The 20,313-nt window shown below is 52.6% G+C and carries 17 protein-coding genes; 12 read left to right on the forward strand and 5 right to left on the reverse strand.

Annotation, left to right across the window (positions count from 1 at the left end; all coding sequences use genetic code 11):
* The first annotated feature begins 6 nt into the window (after positions 1 to 6).
* Both ACT3TF_RS06600 and ACT3TF_RS06605 read left to right on the forward strand, forming a co-directional pair.
* The gene (locus ACT3TF_RS06600) at positions 7 to 1,413 is read left to right on the forward strand and encodes a Na+/H+ antiporter NhaC family protein (RefSeq protein WP_441685636.1); all 1,407 of its coding nucleotides are present in this window, start codon (positions 7 to 9) and stop codon (positions 1,411 to 1,413) included.
* A gap of 528 nt (positions 1,414 to 1,941) precedes the next feature.
* A complete protein-coding gene (locus tag ACT3TF_RS06605) occupies positions 1,942 to 2,580 on the forward strand; it encodes a hypothetical protein (RefSeq protein ID WP_444671834.1) in 639 nt (212 codons plus the stop codon).
* A 2-nt stretch (positions 2,581 to 2,582) separates the two neighbouring features.
* Here the strand turns inward: ACT3TF_RS06605 and mapR are convergent, their stop codons facing one another.
* The gene (gene mapR, locus ACT3TF_RS06610) at positions 2,583 to 4,004 is read right to left on the reverse strand and encodes a GntR family transcriptional regulator MpaR (RefSeq protein ID WP_441685633.1); all 1,422 of its coding nucleotides are present in this window, start codon (positions 4,002 to 4,004) and stop codon (positions 2,583 to 2,585) included.
* Positions 4,005 to 4,166: 162 nt separating this feature from the next.
* Here mapR and ACT3TF_RS06615 point away from each other — a divergent pair, with 162 nt between their 5' ends.
* Together ACT3TF_RS06615 and ACT3TF_RS06620 are read left to right on the forward strand one after the other, a co-directional pair.
* Positions 4,167 to 4,418, forward strand: a complete 252-nt coding sequence (locus ACT3TF_RS06615; protein WP_441685631.1) for a PAS domain S-box protein — start codon at positions 4,167 to 4,169, stop codon at positions 4,416 to 4,418.
* Positions 4,402 to 5,298, forward strand: a complete 897-nt coding sequence (locus ACT3TF_RS06620) for a LysR family transcriptional regulator (protein WP_441685630.1) — start codon at positions 4,402 to 4,404, stop codon at positions 5,296 to 5,298. Before ACT3TF_RS06615 ends, ACT3TF_RS06620 begins: the two co-directional genes overlap by 17 nt.
* A 12-nt stretch (positions 5,299 to 5,310) precedes the next feature.
* Here the strand turns inward: ACT3TF_RS06620 and ACT3TF_RS06625 are convergent, their stop codons facing one another.
* The 3 genes from ACT3TF_RS06625 to ACT3TF_RS06635 form a co-directional block, all read right to left on the reverse strand.
* Entirely contained in the window at positions 5,311 to 6,816 is a 1,506-nt protein-coding gene (locus ACT3TF_RS06625) for an AbgT family transporter (RefSeq protein ID WP_441685629.1), read from the reverse strand.
* 57 nt (positions 6,817 to 6,873) lie between these two features.
* Entirely contained in the window at positions 6,874 to 8,043 is a 1,170-nt protein-coding gene (locus ACT3TF_RS06630; RefSeq protein WP_444671835.1) for a M20 metallopeptidase family protein, read from the reverse strand.
* 187 nt (positions 8,044 to 8,230) lie between these two features.
* Positions 8,231 to 9,217: a TAXI family TRAP transporter solute-binding subunit gene (locus ACT3TF_RS06635; RefSeq protein ID WP_444671836.1), complete on the reverse strand. Its 987-nt coding sequence runs from the start codon at positions 9,215 to 9,217 to the stop codon at positions 8,231 to 8,233.
* A 559-nt stretch (positions 9,218 to 9,776) separates the two neighbouring features.
* Between ACT3TF_RS06635 and ACT3TF_RS06640 the strand changes: the two genes are divergently transcribed.
* The 5 genes from ACT3TF_RS06640 to ACT3TF_RS06660 are packed head-to-tail and all read left to right on the forward strand — an operon-like array spanning position 9,777 to position 15,033.
* On the forward strand, positions 9,777 to 10,322 hold the full coding sequence (locus ACT3TF_RS06640; RefSeq protein WP_096277334.1) for a Csu type fimbrial protein: 546 nt from the start codon (positions 9,777 to 9,779) through the stop codon (positions 10,320 to 10,322).
* Positions 10,323 to 10,328: 6 nt separating this feature from the next.
* Positions 10,329 to 10,850 (forward strand): Csu type fimbrial protein, encoded by a 522-nt coding sequence (locus tag ACT3TF_RS06645; protein WP_444671837.1) that lies wholly within the window; start codon positions 10,329 to 10,331, stop codon positions 10,848 to 10,850.
* Positions 10,851 to 10,901: 51 nt separating this feature from the next.
* Positions 10,902 to 11,660, forward strand: a complete 759-nt coding sequence (locus tag ACT3TF_RS06650) for a fimbrial biogenesis chaperone (RefSeq protein WP_444625060.1) — start codon at positions 10,902 to 10,904, stop codon at positions 11,658 to 11,660.
* Between the two features lie 47 nt (positions 11,661 to 11,707).
* On the forward strand, positions 11,708 to 14,035 hold the full coding sequence (locus ACT3TF_RS06655) for a fimbria/pilus outer membrane usher protein (protein ID WP_192535799.1): 2,328 nt from the start codon (positions 11,708 to 11,710) through the stop codon (positions 14,033 to 14,035).
* Positions 14,026 to 15,033 carry a Csu type fimbrial protein gene (locus ACT3TF_RS06660; protein ID WP_444671838.1) on the forward strand — a complete coding sequence of 336 codons (1,008 nt, stop codon included), beginning with the start codon at positions 14,026 to 14,028 and terminating at the stop codon, positions 15,031 to 15,033. The genes ACT3TF_RS06655 and ACT3TF_RS06660 overlap by 10 nt, the downstream gene beginning before the upstream one ends.
* A gap of 26 nt (positions 15,034 to 15,059) precedes the next feature.
* On the opposite strand, the gene speB is transcribed toward ACT3TF_RS06660, so the two are convergent.
* Positions 15,060 to 15,962: an agmatinase gene (gene speB / locus ACT3TF_RS06665; RefSeq protein ID WP_444625061.1), complete on the reverse strand. Its 903-nt coding sequence runs from the start codon at positions 15,960 to 15,962 to the stop codon at positions 15,060 to 15,062.
* A gap of 162 nt (positions 15,963 to 16,124) precedes the next feature.
* On the opposite strand from speB, the gene ACT3TF_RS06670 reads away from it, so the two are divergent.
* The 3 genes from ACT3TF_RS06670 (at position 16,125) to ACT3TF_RS06680 (ending at position 20,250) form a co-directional block, all read left to right on the forward strand.
* Positions 16,125 to 17,063 carry a LysR family transcriptional regulator gene (locus ACT3TF_RS06670; RefSeq protein WP_444671839.1) on the forward strand — a complete coding sequence of 313 codons (939 nt, stop codon included), beginning with the start codon at positions 16,125 to 16,127 and terminating at the stop codon, positions 17,061 to 17,063.
* Positions 17,064 to 17,219: 156 nt separating this feature from the next.
* The gene (locus ACT3TF_RS06675) at positions 17,220 to 18,791 is read left to right on the forward strand and encodes a Re/Si-specific NAD(P)(+) transhydrogenase subunit alpha (protein WP_096277344.1); all 1,572 of its coding nucleotides are present in this window, start codon (positions 17,220 to 17,222) and stop codon (positions 18,789 to 18,791) included.
* A gap of 16 nt (positions 18,792 to 18,807) precedes the next feature.
* Positions 18,808 to 20,250 carry an NAD(P)(+) transhydrogenase (Re/Si-specific) subunit beta gene (locus tag ACT3TF_RS06680; RefSeq protein WP_096277346.1) on the forward strand — a complete coding sequence of 481 codons (1,443 nt, stop codon included), beginning with the start codon at positions 18,808 to 18,810 and terminating at the stop codon, positions 20,248 to 20,250.
* Positions 20,251 to 20,313: the final 63 nt, after the last annotated feature.

The following is a 20,313-nucleotide window of genomic DNA, read 5'->3' on the forward strand; positions in this document are numbered from 1 at the left end:
ATTACAATGAATCCTCAAGAGCATATTGGGCTGTTGTCTATCCTGCCGGCGGCACTTGCGATTGTGCTGGCATTCGTCACGCGTAATACCGTTTTTTCATTGGCCGTTGCTTGTTTTGTTGGGGTAATCACCCTGGGCAATGGGTTGATGGGGTTTCCGACGCTGTTAAAGGAAACGCTGGGCACGACGAGCTTCTCCTGGATATTGTTGCTCGAGCTATTCATCGGTACGGTGATCGCTTTTTTCCAGCGGACGGGGGCTATTCAAAACTTTACTGCCTGGGTGGAGCGCCGCGCCTTATCGCGTGTGAAGGTTCAACTGATTGCCTGGGTCATGGGGATGTTTGTTTTCTTCAGTGACTATTTCAGCCCGCTGTTTGTCGGTAGCACGATGCGTGGCCTGACGGACCGCTACCGTGTTTCCCGTGAAAAACTCGCTTACATCGCGGATTCAACCTCAGCCCCCGTGAGCGTTCTGATCCCTATCACCGGCTGGGCGGTATTTATCTCTGGGCTGCTGATCGGAATGGGCCCTATTGAGAATGCGGCGCAGGCAATGAGTGTGTTTCTCTATGCCATCCCCTTCAACCTTTATGCATTTCTTTCTGTGCTGGTGGTGGGGCTGGTGATTGTTGGCGTTATTCCGCTTTTCGGACCAATGCGTGAAGCTGAGCGTCGGGCCCAAGAAGAAGGCAAGGTATTGCGTGATGGTGCTGAGCCGCTGGTGGGAGAGGAGCTAACCGATATTCCACCTTATGAAGGTGTGCGCACCAGCCTATTTTGGAACTTCTTCGCCCCGGTCATGGTGGTGATCGGTGTGGCGGTAGGGACGTTTATTGTGATGGATTCGGCCAAGACCATGGAAGCCTTCCTGGCGGCGTCGGTGTTCTTAGGGATTGTCATGCGACTGCAGGGCATTCCTTTCAACGATATTATGAAAACCTCACTCTCCGGCATGAAGGGTGTCATGCCCGCGATCATCATCCTGGCGCTGGCCTATTCGCTGAATCAGCTGTCAAAAGATATGGGCACGGCCAACTACATTGTTGAAGCAACCGCCGGTTGGCTGACGCCTGCGTTACTACCCGCCATGACGTTTTTGATTGCCGCCGTCATTGCCTTTTCCACCGGCACATCATGGGGCACCTTTGCCATTATGATGCCGTTAGCCGTGCCTCTCGCCTTCAATTTCAGCGCAGATGCCATTACGCCATTGCTCTATGCCACCGTCGCTGCAGTCGCGGGCGGCGGTGTGTTTGGGGACCACTGCTCGCCGCTATCGGACACATCGGTACTTGCTTCTACCGGCGCCGCTTCCGACCACATTGACCATATCAAGACGCAAATTCCCTTTGCGCTCGCTGTCGCCCTGGTGACTCTGGTCGCGTATCTATTGATCGGCCTCATGTTGTGAGGCTTGTTTGATGCCGGAGTTAGCGCTCCGCAGGGCATAGGCGCAAAAGAGTAATTATAAGCACCCCCTGCGGTGCTTATTTAGCGATCCAGCGGTGCTTTTTAATCCGATACATATGCGCATCTGCATAGCTGAGCAGAGTGTCAGCATGGTGGCCATCGTGCAAAGCACACGATCACCCGCGCCACGCCAACACGCACTCTTTCTTCTTCATACCAGCGAGCAGACCATAGGATATGCACGATTGCGAAAATCGATATAAGGCTGACCGCTCATAACACGTTGAATGGAGCTGTGGCTGGCCGCGAGATCATCTGGATGCATGTAGCCAGTGATCAGGGTGCCGATCAGCTCATTTAGCCGCGCTGATCTGATCTGTCTTTATAGTGGCTTTCTGAGCCTGTACAGATCAAGGGTGTATAGGCATAGTTCTCATGCATAGATAGCATGATGTCGATGTAATGAAGGCAAATAGCGGTCAGTTTTTCGACGGCTCTTGATGGGTAAGCAGCAAGTGGAGGACGTTCTTTGATCTATATTATTTTTGTCATAATCCTTGTGGGCGTAACGGCCGCTTTGTACCAAGTGTATGACGTTAACCATAATATAAATGTCGGCAATGAAAAGAAATTATCGCGAGCGGATAAAGCCCGCTTAGCAGAGCTCTCTGCCAAAGCAAAAACGTCTTCAAACGAGCATTCAGAGGCAGAGTTTGGCCAAGCCGCTGCTGCTGTTTTTGGCCCTGGTATTACGCGGAAAATGGCCTTGACGGCATTTAATGATGAGGAAGAGGGGCGCTATGCCATTCCTCTACTAAGGCGCAGAGAAAAGTTGGTTTATAACGGCGATATTAAAGTAAAGCATCTATCGTTTTGGGTAACGAAACTGCCTACGTTTGACGTGCGTGGCCTGCTAATAACGCTTGTTATTATTAACTGCTTTTTGGCACAGCTTTTAGGCGGGATGAGTATCTATACCATTCACTATAAGTTTTCGGCGTCCGCACTTTTATGGATTAATGAGCCGTTTTATTTAATGATTATTATTTATGTATTAATCTTTATGACGTTCTGTATTTCAAGGTTTGATATGTATATGAACGATATTTATCAAATCGGTAAGCTAAGTCGGTATGTGAACTCAGGCGAGGGTGGAGTGAGCGTTTAATGTCACTCCAAACGCCGTTGGCTGTGTAATAACTTTCCGAGAGTTTCCATGCCGTGCTCGCTATAGGCAGTCCAGGGGTGGCCGTAGCTCAGGCGTATGCAGTGGCGAAACTGCTGCGTCGCCGAGAAAATAGGGCCAGGCGCTATGCTAACGCCGTGATCAAGCGCCATGGTGAATAGACGCAGTGAATCAATATGTTCCGGGAACTCGACCCATAAAAAGTAGCCCCCTGCAGGCCGCGTTATGCGGGTTTGGGCAGGAAAATAGCGGTTTGCAGCGGCCAGCATACTGGCTTGCTGAGCTTCTAGAGCGTGGCGGAGCTTACGCAAATGGCGATCAAACCCGCCGTGCTGCAAATAATCGGCAAGAGCCGCTTGTGCTGGAATAGACGGCGAAATGGTCGTCATTAGCTTCAGCCGTGAAATGGCCTTGGCATAGCGGCCACCCGCTGCCCAGCCGACGCGATAGCCCGGTGCCAAACACTTTGAAAAAGAGCTGCAGTGGATGACCAGTCCCTCGTCATCAAAGGCTTTTACGGGGACGGGGGGCGCACTGCCGAAATAAAGCTCCGCATAGACATCATCTTCTAACATCGGTACTTGGTGCTGCTTTAACAGCTGGTAAAGAATCCGCTTGCGCTCTTTGCTAAGGCTGGCGCCGAGTGGATTTTGCAGATGGCTCATAAACCAGCAGGCTTTAATAGGGAGTGACGCCAGTCGCTCTGCCAACACCTCAAGGTCGATGCCGTTTTGAGGATGTACCGGAATCTCCACCGCTCTTAATTTCAGCCGCTCTAACACTTGCAGGGTGGCATAAAAGGCGGGCGATTCGACCGCGACAAGATCGCCCGGCTGGGTCACGCACTGCAGGGCTAAATTGAGCGCCTCCATGGCACCATTGGTAATAACTAGCTCTTCGATAGGTCGTTGAATGCCACCCAGCATGTAGCGCAAGGCAATTTGCCGCCGTAAGCCGGTATGCCCTGCAGTCATATCAGCCACCAGCTGCTGTGGCGAAAGAGCGCGTAAGCCGCGAGTCATGCTGGTGCTTAACCGAGTCAGTGGAAAAAGCTCGGGGCTGGGGAACGCGGACCCAAAGGGTACCGTTTGTGTATCCTGCAGTGAATCGAGCACGGAGAATGCCAGCTCGCTCACTTTTACTTCCGCCGGGTCTGCGTGTTGCAGCGTGACGCGTGGTTCATCCCGCAGGCGCTGCGCATGCTCGCGGACAAAATAGCCTGAACGTGCGCGAGCAGTGATCAGCCCTTGGTTTTCCAGTAAGTAATAGGCCTGAAATACCGTAGATGGGCTAATGCCATGATGGCGGCTGGCCTGGCGAACTGAAGGTATTCGCTCCCCAGGGCTTATTACGCCCTCGCGTATCAGCGCGGCTATCTCATCGGCAAATTGCTCATAGCGTTTCATGGGGCAGGTCACCGTCGTTTTATTACTTGTTTAAATACAGGGTTGCTTTCTGTGCTCTTAATTGTATCAAATGGTTACGTTATAAAAATAAAAACTGGGGTATTATCCAAGGCCATAAAGACAGTTACGTGTGAATCATTGAGACCTTATTGCAGGCAAACCATGTATACAGTCGATCTATTTCCTCTCGATAATTTTCCGGTGAAATGCATGGTCACCGATGATAAGCGACGTATTGTCTATATTAATCGCTATATAGAAAAACAGTACGGTTATTCATCGGATGAACTGTTAGGTGCGGATCGATTTGTTTTACTCAGCAAAGCCTCTCAAATTATGTATGACACTTATATCGCTTCTTGCATAACTGCTGCCGGCGTTACAACACGTGCATGCTATGAACATACTGGATAAACGCGCTTTCTATTTGCTAGAGGTCAGCAGCTGTGGCGGTATCCGCGCAGCGGCTGAGCATATGAATATCAACCCGTCCGTGGTGAGCCGTCAGGTGCGGGGCTTAGAACAAGAGCTTGGCATGGCGTTGCTGGAAAGGCAGGGGCGTCATGTAATGCTGACGGAAGCGGGCCGGCTAGTGCTGGAAAGCTTTCTGGCCCAGCGGCGCTTGAATGCTGAACTGAGTGATACGCTTTCCCGCTTACGCAATTTGCAGACGGGTAAAGTCGTAGTGTCGGTGGGCGACGGCTTTGTCGATAGCTTTATTAACCACGTAATGCGGCGTGTTTCCGAGCAATATCCCGAGGTGCTAATCGAAATTAAAACGGGCATCTACTATCCTCGCGAGCCGCATGAAATGGTAGCGACAGATGAGGTAGATATTGCCATTACCTATGGCCCGATTTCCGACCCTAGGCTAGTGGTTCACTCCTTTGAGCGTGGGCCGCTATGTGCACTGGTGGCGCCTTTCCACCCACTGGCTTGCCAGACGGGTGTCACCGTGGCTGAGCTGTTGCAGCACAAGTTGATCTTCTTGCCGGATGTATCAGGATCTCAGCAGTTTGTTAGCGCGGTGCTTGGCGCCGCTGGGCAAAGAGCAACGCCTGCCTACCGCTGTAATCTACACTCCGTCTCACGGCGCATGGCAAGCGCGGGCATTGGCGTATCGTTTATGACTGCCGCCGCCGCCCGAAATGAGATAGAGGCGGGGTTATTGAAAGCGATCCCCATTACGCACTCTCTAGCTGCCAGCAGCCAGGGAAATCTCGTGCGTCGAGCCGGCAGAAGGCTTTCGCCCGCTGCCGACTATTTGTGGAAGCTGATGATGACGATGCAATAATGTCGCGAGGCGTTAGCTTGCCATCATGTAAACACCAGGGCCAATCGGCCATCCCATGGCAAGCCAGAACATCAGGAACGCCGACCAAGCAATCAAAAAGCCGAGTGCCATCGGTAGCATCGTGGCAATCAGTGTTCCCAGCCCCATATCTGGCTTGTAACGCTGCATATAGACCAGCGCGACCGAAAAGTACGGGCTCATTGGGGAAATAATGTTGGTGCTCGAATCGCCAATACGGAACATCGCCAATACAAAGGCTGGGTCAAAGTCGATCATCATCAGCATTGGAACGAAAACCGGTGCCATTAATGCCCATTGAGCCGAGCCGCTGGTCATAAAGACGTTGAGTATCGCACTCATAGCAATAAATGCCCCGACTAAAGGCAGGCCGGTAAAGCCGGTGCTTTGCAGAATATTAGAGCCCTCAATGGCAATATATTGACCAAGTTCTGACCAGCGGAAGTAGGCAATAAATTGCGATATTGCAAAAAACAGTACCAGCGTCGGCGCAAGATCACTGGCGGATTCTGCCATCCGCTGGGGCACGTCGCGGCTACTGGTAATTTTGCCGGTGGTGATGCCGTAGACCAAGCCAATCGTTACAAAATAGATAAACATCAGTGGCACTAGCGAGCGCAAGAAAGGCGATGGAATGAGACCACCTTCTGCATTGCGTAGCGGCGACGCCTCAGGAATCACTGCAATAAGCACCAGGGCCAGATAAATCAAGGTGGCAAAACCGACACGTTTAAGCCCCTTTTTTTCCGTAGCGCTTAGCTCTGGTTTAACGATGTCCGTTTTAAAATTTTTGTCCATCGGCAGGGTGCGCTGAAGCCTTGGTTCCACTATTTTGTCGATGATGAGCGTGCCAACGATAGCTAGCACGAATACCGAGCAGGCAACGAAGTAGTAGTTGTCGACCGGCGAAATATAGGCGTCGGGATCGATCAGGCGCGCCGCGTCGGTGGTAATGCCCGCAAACAGTGCGTCTCCCACCGTGATGAACAAACTGGCATCAAAGCCAGCACCTGCGGCAGCGTAAGCCGCAGCGGCTCCGGCAATAGGATGACGGCCCACTGAGTAGTACAGCATGGCCGCCAGGGGGATCAGAATTAGATAGTTAGCATCGGATGCAACGCTGCCACAAATGCCTGCCAGAAATACGCAGAAGGTAAGCAGAGAAGGCGGAGCTTTGGCCACACTCGCCTGCATCAGTGTCGACATTAGGCCTACTTTATCCGCAAGGCCGATGCCGAACATGACCACCAAAATGAGCCCCAGCGGTGGAAAATTTACAAAGTTACTGACCACGCTGGTCAGCATGAATTCGATCCCGTCTGCAGAAAGCAGGTTGCGAACGGCGACGCTGTCGCCCGTTTGCGGGTTGATGGCAGAAACACCAAACATCGCGAGAATGGCGGAGATAACCACCACCACGGCGGCCAGAATGGCAAACAGAATAAACGGATGGGGGAGTTTATTGCCCACCCGCTCAATAGAAGAAAGTACGCCTTGCATCGTTTTAGCCCTTATTATTAAACATTATTTTTAATCTAATGGGGTGTCGAGAGGCCACTAACGCTGGGATAACACGCTTTTTGCCAGGGCCACAAACATGCCTGCAGCGACCGGTAAGATCTGGTCATTGAAATCATACTTTTCATTGTGTAGATAAGCGCTGTCACCGTTACCGACAAAGAAAAAGCAGCCGGGCACTTCTTGTAGATAAAATGCAAAGTCCTCTGCGCCCATGGTAGGCATGTAATCTAGCTGCTGGATATCGTCGCTAACCGCATGCTCCGCGGCTATTGCCAGCACTCTTTCTGACCATTCTGGATCGTTAACTAGCGGCGGAATTTGATGAAGATGCTCAATCTGGAAGTGCGCGCCGTGGGCTGTACATAGGCCCTGTATCACCTGCTCTAATTTGCCGGTCAGCGCCTCACGTGAAGAGGGGCGGTCACTGCGAATATTGATCAGCAGCTCAGCATGGCCGGGAATAACATTGGCGGCATCTCCGGCGTGAAAAGACGCTACCGTAATCACGCCAGCTTCGAGCGGAGACTTATGGCGAGCCACCAATCCCTGTAGCTGCTGTACCAGTGATGCGCCTACGTAAATAGGATCAACCGCCAAGTGCGGCATTGCAGCATGCCCGGAAACGCCCTTAATGATGACTTTGTAAGTGTCGTTACCGCCCATGGCCGAACCGGATTTGACGAATAGCTGGCCGGCTGGAAAGCCAGGGCGGTTATGGTAGCCAAATACGGCGGATACGTTAGGTTTTTCCAGCACGCCTGCCTTGACCATTAAGTCTGCACCGTTGCCGCCTTCCTCTCCTGGCTGGAACAGCAGCTTTATATAGCCGCATAGCTCATCACGCATCGCCATAATGGCCTCGGCGGCAAGCAGTAGCGTGGCGGTGTGCCCGTCGTGGCCGCAGGCGTGCATCAAGCCTTCCTGCTGGGAGCAGTGATCAAAAGCGTTAGCTTCCAGAATAGGAAGAGCATCCATATCGGCTCGGAAAGCAATCACAGGGCCGTCTCGCCCGGTGTCCAGTTCAGCCATCACACCCGTGATAGCAATGCCTTCTGTAACTGTGTAACCAAGCGCACGAAGTTGCTTTGCAACTAGCGTGGCAGTGTCGGTTTCTTGGAATTTAAGCTCAGGGTTTTGATGAAGCCTATGCCGCAGCGCGGTGGCATCTTGCAGCTGTTTTTCTGAAAAAACGTGTTTTGAAAGCATTGCCTGTTCCTGCCGTTATTAGCGTCATTATTTTAGAGGCTATAAATTAAGCGACTTAGCAGACAGGAAGGAGAGGCTAGCGTGACAAGTTCGTTGCTTTTTGAGCAACAGTGGGTAGTGCTTTACGTTCAGCAGGCCACACATCACCCCCCCCTAGGTTAAATGAATCTAGGGGGGGTGATGTTTATTACATCTCTGGCGGTAGAAGCTCGGCGGGTACGTCTAGGCCAATTTCCTGATAGTAGCGCACGGCGCCTGCATGAAGCGGGGAGGTAGTATTTTCAACAGAGATGGCTGGCGTCATCCCTTGGGCGGGAGCAAAGGTCTGGCTTAACCGCTCGATATTTTCCCAATAAGCACGTGTGAACTCGTAAACTGCATCTTCGGATAGATCAGCGCTGCTTGCGACGCCGATATAGGTGCCCAGCGTGGTCGTTTCTGGCATGTCCCGATAAGTGCCTGCTGGAATAGTCGCTGCAGACAAGAAGGGCAATTTTTCCGTTGCGGTCGCTACTTGTTCATCACCCATTGATAGCACGCGCAAAGGTCGTGCCGAGTGAACCTCCGTAAAGGCTGGAATGGGGGGAATGCCGTTATAACTGAATCCAATGATGCGGCCATCCACAACGGCATCGGAGGCATCCGACATGCTCATACGCTGATAGTCGGGAGTGATTTCAAGCGCATCGAAGACGCGTTCGGTGATGTACTCGCCTCCGCCACCAATGCTACTGGGGTTAAAGCGCTGGCCGTCCAGGTCTTCAAACGTTTCGATACCGCTGTCCTGACGCACTGCCCAATGCATGGTGGAAGGGGCAACCCAAAGTACCATTCTGATATCGTCGATGGCTTTGTTCTGATAGCGACCTTCGCCATGATAAGCCTCGTAGGCGCCGGGGGCATCTACGAGTGCAAAATCGATCTCACCACGACCTAAACGAATGGTATTTTCTTGAGAGCCCCCTGTTTCACGAACAGAAATTTCTAAAGGGGAGTCGCTGCTAATAAGCCTGGAAAGCTCGGAATAGCCGAAATACCAGCCTGAAGCCGTTGGAGCCACGCCAATGCTAACGGATTCGCTAGCCATCGCTTGCGCCGAAAAGCCTGCTAAGAGTATTGCTGCCGCTAATGGTTGTCCAAAGACTCGAAACGATTGTGGACGCTGAATTTTCATTAGTACTATGCCCTTGTTGTGGTATTGGCCTGAGCCATCATAAGGCATAGTAACGTTCTAATGTCACACAATGGCAATTGTCGTTTCGACTAATAGAAAAGTTGCCGCTTGGATAAGAAATTTTCTTCGATAGGCGCTGGGCGTTAGGGTGGCGTCAGCTCAGAGGCCATCTGAGATGGCCTCCGTTTGAGGCTCGGGTGTGTCATGCGGATCGGGAAAGCCCGGCATTCAGTCCTTGAATGATTTATCTATGATTTGATGCTTTTTGTTACTTATGGTTTTTTATTATTATTTAAGTTGTCTGTATAGTAAATTTTGTCAGCATTTTGTTTATAAACCGCTGCTTTTTTACTAAGAAAAGCAGCTAATAAAGACTGTCGAGATGCGCTATTTTTATTTTGTTTTGATATTAATAAAAATTAGTTTATAGTTATTTTTTATTAAAGAAAAATTGATAAAAAGTCGTAACCACTAGCATTGTTAGCTGTCTATCGACAGCCATAGCTAGTTGTGCCTTGATAATTTTGTTCAGCGGAATATCTCTTCCCAGGAGCTCACCATGCTTGTATTGAACTTCTCTCGCACTGCTAGCCTGAGTACTTTGGCCGCGACGCTTTTCGTTACATCCACTTTAGCCAACGCTCAAAGCGTTACCGGCACCATTGATGCCTCTATCACATTAGAGGCCACATGCTCAGTTGGTGGCATTGAAGGCACGGGAGTCGACTTCGGCAGCCTAGCATTTGGCAGCCATTCGGCACTATTCGATCAAGTCGATACTGAAGTAGCGGGTGGCAGCGGTATCACAGTACTCTGCTCGCCGGGCGTTGCGCCCACATTTACATTAGTGGAAGGGGGGAATGATGGTGATGCAGCTCCCGCAACTCATGCAATGCAGAATACTGAAGGCGGCACTTTTGTGGGCTACACGTTATATACCGATGCAGCCCGCACTGATCTGCTAGCTCTCAATGGAGACATCGTGCTAGACCCATTCACGAATACGGCTCAAACTATTTCGCTTTATGGCCGAGCTTTTGGTAGCCCAGGCAACCTGCCTGCTGGTACCTACGAGGACACCCTACAAGTTCAGCTCGCTTGGTAGCGTTGAATGATTAAAGGCTGGCAACTTGTCAGTTCCGCAGTGATGGTAGCGGGGCTTTCTCAAGCCTCGCCAACCGACACCTTTATGGTATCGGCCACCATTACTCCGGGCTGTTTAGTTAACCAAGAAATTCCGTCTAACGGAACACTCCTTGGCATGATAGGTAGTTTGGCTTTTGGTACTGCATCAGCACTTTCCCAAGACATGCGCAGTGCATCACTAGTCACGTCAAGCGCCTTTACGTTGAGCTGTACGCCTGGAACGCCGCTAACGCTTCGAGTTGATGGCGGTCAGCAATGGGACGTAGAGCGCCAGCTCAAGCGTGTAAATGGAAACGAGACGCTCGCCTATCAGCTTTATCAAGATGCCGCACTTCAGAACGCCATCGGGGTCAGTCAACCAGTCTCCATAGATACTTCGACCACACCAGACAATATCACCTTGCCCATTTGGGGCAGGCTGATGCTGCCGGGTAACTTGCCTGCAGGCAGTTACAGTGATGAATTATTAGTCACATTGGAGTGGTGACGTCTCATTGGCGGGATAATAAGTAACGAAAGGGAATACCTAGTGCGAATAATGCGTTTCAGTTACGTCATTGGCGTTCTCGCTTTGCTAAGCCTGCTGGCGAGCCCGATTTCCGCAATGGCTAGCTCTTTGTTGATCTGGCCCATTTACCCTGTTATCGAGAGCGACCAGCAAGCCAGTGCTCTTTGGCTCGAAAATCAAGGCAGTCAGCCAGCCAATATGCAGCTGCGCATATTTGCGTGGTCACAAGAAAGAGGGGATGACCAGTATCAGACCCAGCAGTCAGTGGTAGGGAGTCCGCCAATGATGACAATCGCTCCCGGCGAGCGGCAGATGGTACGCCTGATTCGGCAGGCAGTGCCGCCCGTTGGTCAAGAGCAGGCCTACCGAATTATCATCGATGAAATTCCTGCGCTAGCACCCGGTAATGAGGTGCAGAATACGCCACGCGCTGCGGTTAAGTTACAGATGCGTTACTCATTACCGCTTTTCGTTTACGGTGAAGGAGGCATTCCACCAGAACGCGTAGCTAATCATAGTAATAGCGGGTTTTACCCAGGACTAAGCTGGCGGGTTATTCAACAGGGCGAGCAGGCGCAGTTGGAAATTCAGAATACTGGCCAACACCATGTGCGCCTGAGCCAAGTGGCCTTCAAACAAGGTGAAACACGCGCGGAAGTTTCCGCAGGTCTACTTGGCTATGTACTGCCCGGCGGTACGCGCCGCTGGCTACTACCCCAAGGAGTCAGGCCTATGGGCGAGCTACATGCGCAAATATTGGGTGAAAGCCATCGCGTTTTACCTAAATAGCCACCTGTATGAATTGTCGCCTTAATCGGCTTTTTCGGGTATGCCTATTGTTGTGTTGTAGCGCTCTGCTACCCGCTATCACATCAATGCCGGCGCTTAGCCAAACACTTCCAGCGCCTCCTACTGCGGATAATGCCGATACCGTTCAGACGCTATATTTAGAGATCGTTCTCAATCAATACCCTACCCAGAGGGTTATTGCCGTTATCCAGAAAGATGACTCTCTGCTGATTAAGCGTGAATTGTTGATTGATATCGGGTTGCCCGCTGAGCGCTTAGCAGGCCAGGAGGAGGTCATCAATCTAAGTCGTTTGAGCGATGTAGAGGTTCAATATCACAGCCCGACCCAAAGGCTTTACATCAATGTTCCTCCTCACTGGCTATCCCGCCAGTATCACGCCAGCGCACGCACGAATAGTCGTTATCCGTTGCAAGCAAGCCCAGGCGCGTTATTCAATTACGATGCCTACGTTAGCAGTGCTCGGCGAGGAGGCACTACGGCGAGTCTTGGTCATGAGGCACGCCTTTTCGGCACCACGGGAACATTCACCACTACGGGGATTTACCGACAAGCTTTGACGGGTGAAAGCGGCATTAACGAAGGCTATCGACGTTTCGATACCCGCTGGGAGTACGCTGACCAAGAGACAATGGTTCACTACACCGCAGGTGACGTGATAACTCGGCCGTTAGGCTGGACCAACGCAGTGCGCTTAGGGGGCATTCAAATTTCCCGTGATTTCGCTCTTCGGCCGGATCTCGTGACATACCCTCTGCCCGAATTCTCGGGGGAAACGGCGGTTCCTACTACCCTTGATCTATTTATTGATGGAACGCGCCAATCTTCCACGGCATTGGCCCCTGGTCCATTCACTCTAACTAATATGCCAATGGTGACCGGTGCGGGTGAGGCGATAATAGTCACTACGGATAGCCAGGGTCGCCGAGTATCTACTAATCTGCCCTTTTATATTTCTAGTGAATTGTTAAGTCCGGGGCTAACTAGTTACAGTGCTAGTGTCGGTGCCCTACGCAAAGACTTTGGCCAGCGCGATTTTGCTTACCGCAATATTGCAGCTACCGGTAGCTATCGACGTGGTATTAATGACTATTTCACACTCGAGCTTCAGGCAGAGGCAGCCAGCGATGTTTCTACCGCAGGTGCGGGCGGCGCTTTTAAACTATGGCGGCTCGGCACGCTGGAGTCCGCCTATCGACAGAGTTATAGCGAAGGAATTACAGGAGCATCATATACGACGGGATACCGCTACCGCAGTCGCGGCTTCAATATAGGGCTGCGTCATCAGGTGGAGCAGGCGGAGTTCGTCGACTTAGCCAACAGCATTCAACGTAACTCAAACTATAGAGCACAGCGAGAGATCTCTCAACTCACCACCGGCCTCAGTTTGGGGCGTTTAGGCTCTTTGGCTGGTGGCTACTTCGATATTAAAACAGATCAAGATAGCCGTTCGCGTCTACTTAATCTGACCTACAGCCGCCCTTTATGGGAGCGTATGCATCTCTCGCTATCGGCTAACCGAGAAGTTGGTGGAGATTGGAGTGCTCTGGCACAAGTCACGCTACCGCTCAGTCGCCGCCCTGGCACGCTGAGCGCTAGCGTTCGCCGAGATGCTGAAGGGGGCATGTCCACTCGCACTCAATATACTCAAACAGCGCCGATACAGGGCGGTTGGGGTTGGAACCTAGCCTATGAGCAACGCAGCTCCGAAAACGACTATCGTCAAGCTGAGTTAGCTTGGCGCGGGGCCGCTACTGAGTTGCGAGGTGGTACTTTCGGTACTCAACAAAATGCCGTGCACTATGCTGATGCCAGGGGCTCACTAGTACGCATGGATAGCCAATGGTTTGCTGCCAACTACGTACGCGACGGATTTGTTGTGGTCAGCACCGATGGCCAACCCGGTGTTCCAGTACGCTACGAGAATCAGTTGGTCGGCAGCACCCGAGACAGCGGCCACCTACTCGTCCCGTGGGCACGCGCCTACTACGCAGGAAAGTATGAGATAGACCCTTTAGTACTGCCCGCTAACCTGAGTGTGGCGCACGTTGAACAGCGCGTCGCTGTCAATGCAAGAAGCGGCTATTTACTTAATTTTCCGGTTAAGCGCGTCATTGCAGCAACGCTAGTATTAGTCGACTCGCAGGGTGACCCTTTACCTCTCGGTTCCCGTGTCATAACCAACAGCGGTGCAGTTTCGCTAATAGGCTGGGATGGTCAGACCTATTTAGAAAACTTAGAAAGCGCTAATCAACTTCACGTAACGCTGCCCAGCGGCGATAGCTGCGAGCTAAGACTGGCCATTGACGTACTCTCTGATGAAATACACCACCTAGGAAGCCAATTATGTCGTTAGGGAAGCGTGAAGGTACGCCAACACGGTCTAAATACGGCGGGCTATATGGTTGCGTACTGCTAGCCTTAGCGATTGTTAGTCCTAACGCCTGGGCTTGCACGATAAGTCCAAGCGTTAGCGCAGCCTTTGGTAGTGTCAATTCTTTTGTTATCGAAAGCTCGCCTCAAAATACCTCGGCTCAACCCAGTGCAGGTGCTGTTTGCCAAGGCGCTTTGCTAGGGCTAGCCGTTACCTCCAACCAGAGGATTCGTGCCACGCTTAACAGCACTAACCAAGGACGGCTGGTTAACATCGAGAATAACGACGCAATCCCTTATCGCATCTTTGCTCTGGCATCACAGAATGAGCAAATGTTCCTCGGTACGGCTTATAACTATTTTAATCCTGTGCTGATTGATCTACTTGGTCTGATTGGTGGCCAAAACATTAATATTCCCATGGAATTTAGAACCTTACCCACTACCAATGTTGCAGCCGGCATGTATACGGACACACTGACCATCAATTGGAATTGGCGAATCTGCGACATTGGATTGTTAGGAATTTGCCTAGCAAGGACGGGTACAGGAACTACTACCATCAATCTTAGTATCATGGTCACTCCTGACTGCGCGATTCAAGCCCCCGACCTGGATTTCGGCAGTGCGCCGCTTGTAGCGGGTTTTGACACAGTCTCTCGCACGATTGACATTACCTGCACGAAAGGCAGTGACTATTCAGTTGGGTTAAGCGACGGGCAGCATGCCGCGGGTAACGTGCGACGAATGGAAGGCGGCGGCCAATACCTTAATTACCAGCTTTACAAAGGAACGACTGGTAACAGCCGCTGGGGAAATGGTGGCAGCGAACGACGCGCCTCGTCGACAGCCGATACAAACCCTGGCACGCCGAGCGGCAGCTCTCAAGGTTTTACTTATCGTGCCGAGATACTGCCGGGACAAAGCACGCCACCGGCTGGCACCTATACCGATATGATTATTGTTGATGTTGCGTTCTAAGTCGCTTTTGCCCAGGAGCCCCGCAATCAAGCGCCCTTAGACGCCGCTAACGTGTACAAAAACTCTAATCCCAGCGTGGCGGCGGCGAGCGAAGTAATGTCGCCGTGGTCATAAGCGGGATTAACCTCCACCACGTCCATGCCGATTAAATCCATACCGACCATGCCGCGGATGACTTTCAACATTAAGTCAGTCGACATGCCGCCGCAAACGGGCGTGCCGGTGCCGGGGGCGTAGGCGGGGTCGAGACCATCAATGTCCAAACTAACGTAGGCCGGGTGATGGCCAACGCGGGCGCGTATACGTTCCAGCACCGCAGCAGGGCCATGGTCGTTGACCCAGTCAGCATCCAGCACTTCATAAGGATGGTTGCGGCGGTCGTAGCTGGTACGAATGCCAATTTGTAGCGAGTGCTCAGGCACGACCAGGCCTTCTTTTAGGGCGTGGTGAAAAATGGTGCCGTGATCAAAGCGCGTGCCTTGCTCGTAAGTGTCAGTGTGAGCATCGAAATGAATCAGTGCTAACGGGCCGTGTACCCGAGCATGGGCGCGCAGCAGTGGCAGGCTAATGTAATGATCGCCGCCAAGTGTCAGCATTTTTTTACCCGCGCTTAGCCAGCGATGGGCATGACTTTCCAGATTGTCTACCAGGCTTTCTGGCTCGCCATACGCATAGTCAACGTTGCCGGCATCGCACACGCTTAGGCGTTCTTCTAGCGCAAAGTCCCACGGCCAGCGTTTGCCTTCCCAGATTAAATTAGCGGTGCTTTGACGAATAGCATTTGGCCCCATGCGGGTGCCGGCACGGCCCGAACAGGCAAGGTCAAAAGGTACGCCACTTACCACGACATCGGCGTCGGTTGCCTTGGGGTCCGTCGCTTTTGCTACGCCCATAAAGGTAGAAATCACATCGCCATAGAGGCTGGGCATCGTTTGTGCAGACATTGCGTGGTGGTGAGTCACCGGTGTGCTTCTCCTTGTGGTCAGGAAATCGCTGATAGTCGCGAATGGGGCAGACGATAAGGAATAATTGGTAATAATTTAAATGAATGTTTAGAATTTAATCATTCATAAAATGAATAGCAGTCATTTATGCGATCGTTCCGCCATTTCGACCTTAACCTGCTACTGGTCTTTGAGACGCTGATGCGCGAGCGCCACGTTACTCGGGCGGCAGAAGCGCTCTATCTCAGCCAGCCAGCGCTGAGCCACGCGCTTAAGCGCCTGCGTGAGTCGCTGGGCGACCCGCTGTTTGTGCGCACAGAAAACGGTATGCAGCCAACCCCACGCGCACTGGCGCTATTGCCCGTCGTGCAGCAGGCGCTGGCGCTACTGCGTGAGGGCCTTGCGCCGCCTGCCTTATTTGCGCCTGCCGAGAGCGCGCGGCGCTTTACGCTTGCCACCACGGACTACTTTGAAGAGGTGATGTACCCGCCTTTTCTTAGCCAGCTATTGGCCTATGCGCCGGGCATTAGCTTTTCAATCGAGCTGATTACCCCTGATGTATTAGGTGAAGGTCTTGAACAACGCCATGTCGACATGGTGGTAGGATTGGATAGCCAAAGCGCGCTGCCTAGCGGCGTAATACAAACGCCCTGGATGGATGAGGAACTGGTCTGTTTGGCAGCGACTCACAATAAGCGCATAGGGGAGGCGTTAGATATCGTGCAATTTGCCCGCGAAAGGCATGTGGAACTGACCGATATCAGCGGCTTGCGCCCCAGTAACATTGACAGCTGTTTGGTGCAGCACGGCTTAACGCGGCATGTGATTTCTAAGAATCTCAACTATATTGCCGCCGCGCGGGTGGTGGCGCTAACAGAGGCGATCATGACGCTCCCGCGGCAAATGGCTGAACGGTTTGTCGATATGCTGCCGGTACGCTTAGTGGAACCACCTCAGGAATTGCCAGCGTTAAAAATGACCCTGATCCAGCATGGGCTCTATGCCAGCGATCCGGCCATTGCCTGGCTTTATCAGCAGCTTATGACGTTTGCTCAGGCATTCAGCCACCGGCCTTCTGCGGCTTAATAAAAGAAATATTAGCTTTTAATGTTGTCCTGACAAGATTAAAGACGGTTGAAAGAAAACTAGCCGTCAGTAATGATGCTATGCCTTGAGCGGAATGTGCGTTGCATTACGTTCATTTAAGGGGCGCTGTAGACAATTAATAAAAGGAGAACGCCAGTGAAAATAGGCGCACCGAAGGAGAGTGCCCGGGGAGAAGCGCGTGTAGCGCTAACCCCTGAGAGCGCAAAGCAGATCCAGAAACTAGGCCATGAGTGCCTAGTTGAAACTGGCGCAGGCCTTGCTGCGGGCTTTAATGACGACACTTATCGCGATGCTGGTGTGACGGTGGTGGACGGGCCTGAGGCGCTCTGGCGTGATGCTGAGGTGGTCATTAAAGTCCGCGAGCCCTCTGATGAAGAGGCCGAACGCCTGCGTGAAGGTCAAACACTGATTGCCTTCTTCTGGCCGGCCCAAAATGAAGCGCTGCTAGAGAAGTGTAAGGCCCAGGGCGCGACCGTTGTGGCGATGGATATGGTGCCGCGTATTTCTCGTGCCCAGAAGATGGATGCGCTCTCTTCCATGGCCAATATCGCGGGCTATCGCGCGGTGATTGAGGCGGGCAATAACTTTGGCCGCTTCTTTACCGGCCAAGTGACTGCCGCGGGCAAAGTGCCACCGGCTAAGGTGCTTGTGATTGGCGCGGGCGTGGCGGGGTTGGCCGCGATTGGTACAGCCACCAGTCTGGGCGCAGTCGTCCGTGCGTTTGACGTGCGCCCCGAAGTGTCTGAGCAGATCGAATCCATGGGCGCGGAGTTCGTGTTCCTTGATTTTGAGGATAGCCAGGACGGTTCTGAAAGCGGTGGTTACGCATCACCTTCAAGCCCTGAGTTCCGCGAAAAGCAGCTTGAATGCTTCCGTGAGCAGGCTCTCGATGTCGATATCGTCATCACTACCGCACTGATCCCCGGCAAGCCCGCGCCCAAGCTTTGGCTGGACGATATGGTCGCGGCCATGAAGCCAGGCTCGGTGATTATTGATCTAGCCGCCGAAAAAGGCGGCAACTGCGATCTCACCAAGCCTGACGAGCGCGTGGTCAGCGATAACGGCGTAATAGTGATCGGCTACACCGATTTCCCATCGCGCATGGCAACGCAATCATCCTTGCTCTACGCCACCAATATTCGCCATATGCTGACGGATCTAACGCCTGAGAAAGAGGGCGTGATTAATCACAATATGGATGACGATGTGATTCGTGGCGCTACGGTGACGCATCAGGGCGAAATCACCTTCCCACCGCCGCCGCCCAAAGTGAAAGCGATTGGTGCGGCTAAGCCGAAGAAAAAAGAGAAAGAGCCCACGCCTGAAGAGAAAAAAGCCGCCGAGATTGCCGGCTTTAAAGCGCAAACCACGCGCCAAGTGGGGCTGTTGGCCATCGGTGGCGCGTTGATGCTGCTGCTCGGTCAGGTCGCGCCTGTTTCCTTTATGCAGCACTTTATTGTCTTTGTATTAGCCTGCTTTATCGGTTTCCAGGTGATTTGGAAAGTAAGCCACTCGCTGCACACGCCGTTGATGGCGGTGACCAATGCGATTTCGGGCATCATTATTTTGGGGGCGATTCTGCAGATTGGTTCCGGCAGCGCAGTGGTTAGCGTATTGGCGGCAATCTCAGTGCTTATCGCGTCAATTAACATCGTGGGTGGCTTCCTGGTGACACGCCGGATGCTGGCCATGTTCCAAAAATCCTAAGCGGCGGAGAGACGATATGTTGGGTCAAGGATTCGTATCTGCCGCGGCAATCGCGGCAAGCGTACTATTTATTTTGTCGCTAGGCGGCTTAAGTAACCAAGAAAAAGCTAAACGCGCCGTGTGGTACGGCATCGTCGGTATGGCATTGGCGGTGTTTTTCACCGCCTTTGGGCCAGGCATTGGCGGCTACTGGTGGCTGATTCCGATGATGCTGATCGGCGCAGGGATTGGCGCTTATGTCGCGGGCAAGGTCGAGATGACCGAAATGCCCCAGCTAGTCGCCGCACTGCATAGTTTTGTGGGCTTGGCTGCGGTACTCGTGGCGTGGGGCGCCGATTTAGAACGCCGTCGGGTAATGGCCGCGCGGGCCGCTGAGGCCTCGCTGGATCAGTTCTCCGCGTTTGCGGCGCTGGTCGCTACCAAAGCCCCTGACGAGCTGATGTTTCTGCAGGTTGAGGTAGTGCTGGGCATCTTTATCGGCGCAGTGACCTTTACCGGCTCGGTGATTGCGTTTGGTAAGCTGGCGGGCAAAATCGATGGCAAACCCCGTCAACTGCCCGGTGGGCATTTGCTCAATGCGGGCGCGGCGGTGCTGTCGCTGCTGTTAGCCATTCTTTACCTGAACGGTGCCGGCTTCTGGACGCTGATACTGTTAGCAGCGCTGGCATTCTTTATCGGCTATCACCTGATCATGGGGATTGGCGGGGCGGATATGCCGGTGGTGGTGTCGATGCTCAACAGCTACTCCGGCTGGGCGGCGGCGGCTATCGGCTTTACGCTCTCCAACGACCTGCTGATTGTGACGGGTGCGCTGGTAGGTTCATCGGGTGCGATTCTCTCCTACATCATGTGTAAAGCGATGAACCGCAAGTTCATTAATGTGATCTTAGGCGGTTTTGGCGGTAAGCAAGGGCCCGCGGCGGAGATTGAAGGCGAGCAGGTGGCCATTGATGCAGGCGGCGTAGCGAGTGCCTTGAATGATGCTGATAGCGTCATTATTGTGCCGGGTTACGGCATGGCCGTGGCTCAAGCACAAAGCGCGGTGAGTGATTTAGTGCGTAAGCTGCGCGCGTCGGGTAAAACCGTTCGCTTTGGTATTCACCCGGTGGCCGGGCGCTTGCCAGGGCATATGAACGTGCTGCTGGCTGAAGCCAAAGTGCCTTATGATATCGTGCTAGAAATGGATGAAATTAACGATGACTTCGCCTCTACAGATGTGGTGATCGTGATTGGCTCCAACGATATCGTTAACCCCGCGGCTGAAGAAGACCCGAATAGCCCCATTGCCGGTATGCCGGTGCTTAAAGTGTGGGAGGCGAAGCAGGTATTTGTCAGCAAGCGCGGCCAGGGTACCGGTTATTCCGGCATTGAAAATCCGCTGTTCTTCAAAGACAACACGCGGATGTTCTATGGCGATGCACGCGATAGTCTCAATACGCTGCTGCCGTTGATTGATTAGGTTCAGGCGAGGACGTGAAGCGGCGTTAATCCGTCGTTAGCTGCGTCAGTCTGCACGTAAGCC

The organism is Halomonas sp. AOP25-F1-15, assembly GCF_052378675.1.
GTDB classification, from domain to species: Bacteria; Pseudomonadota; Gammaproteobacteria; order Pseudomonadales; family Halomonadaceae; genus Vreelandella; species Vreelandella casei.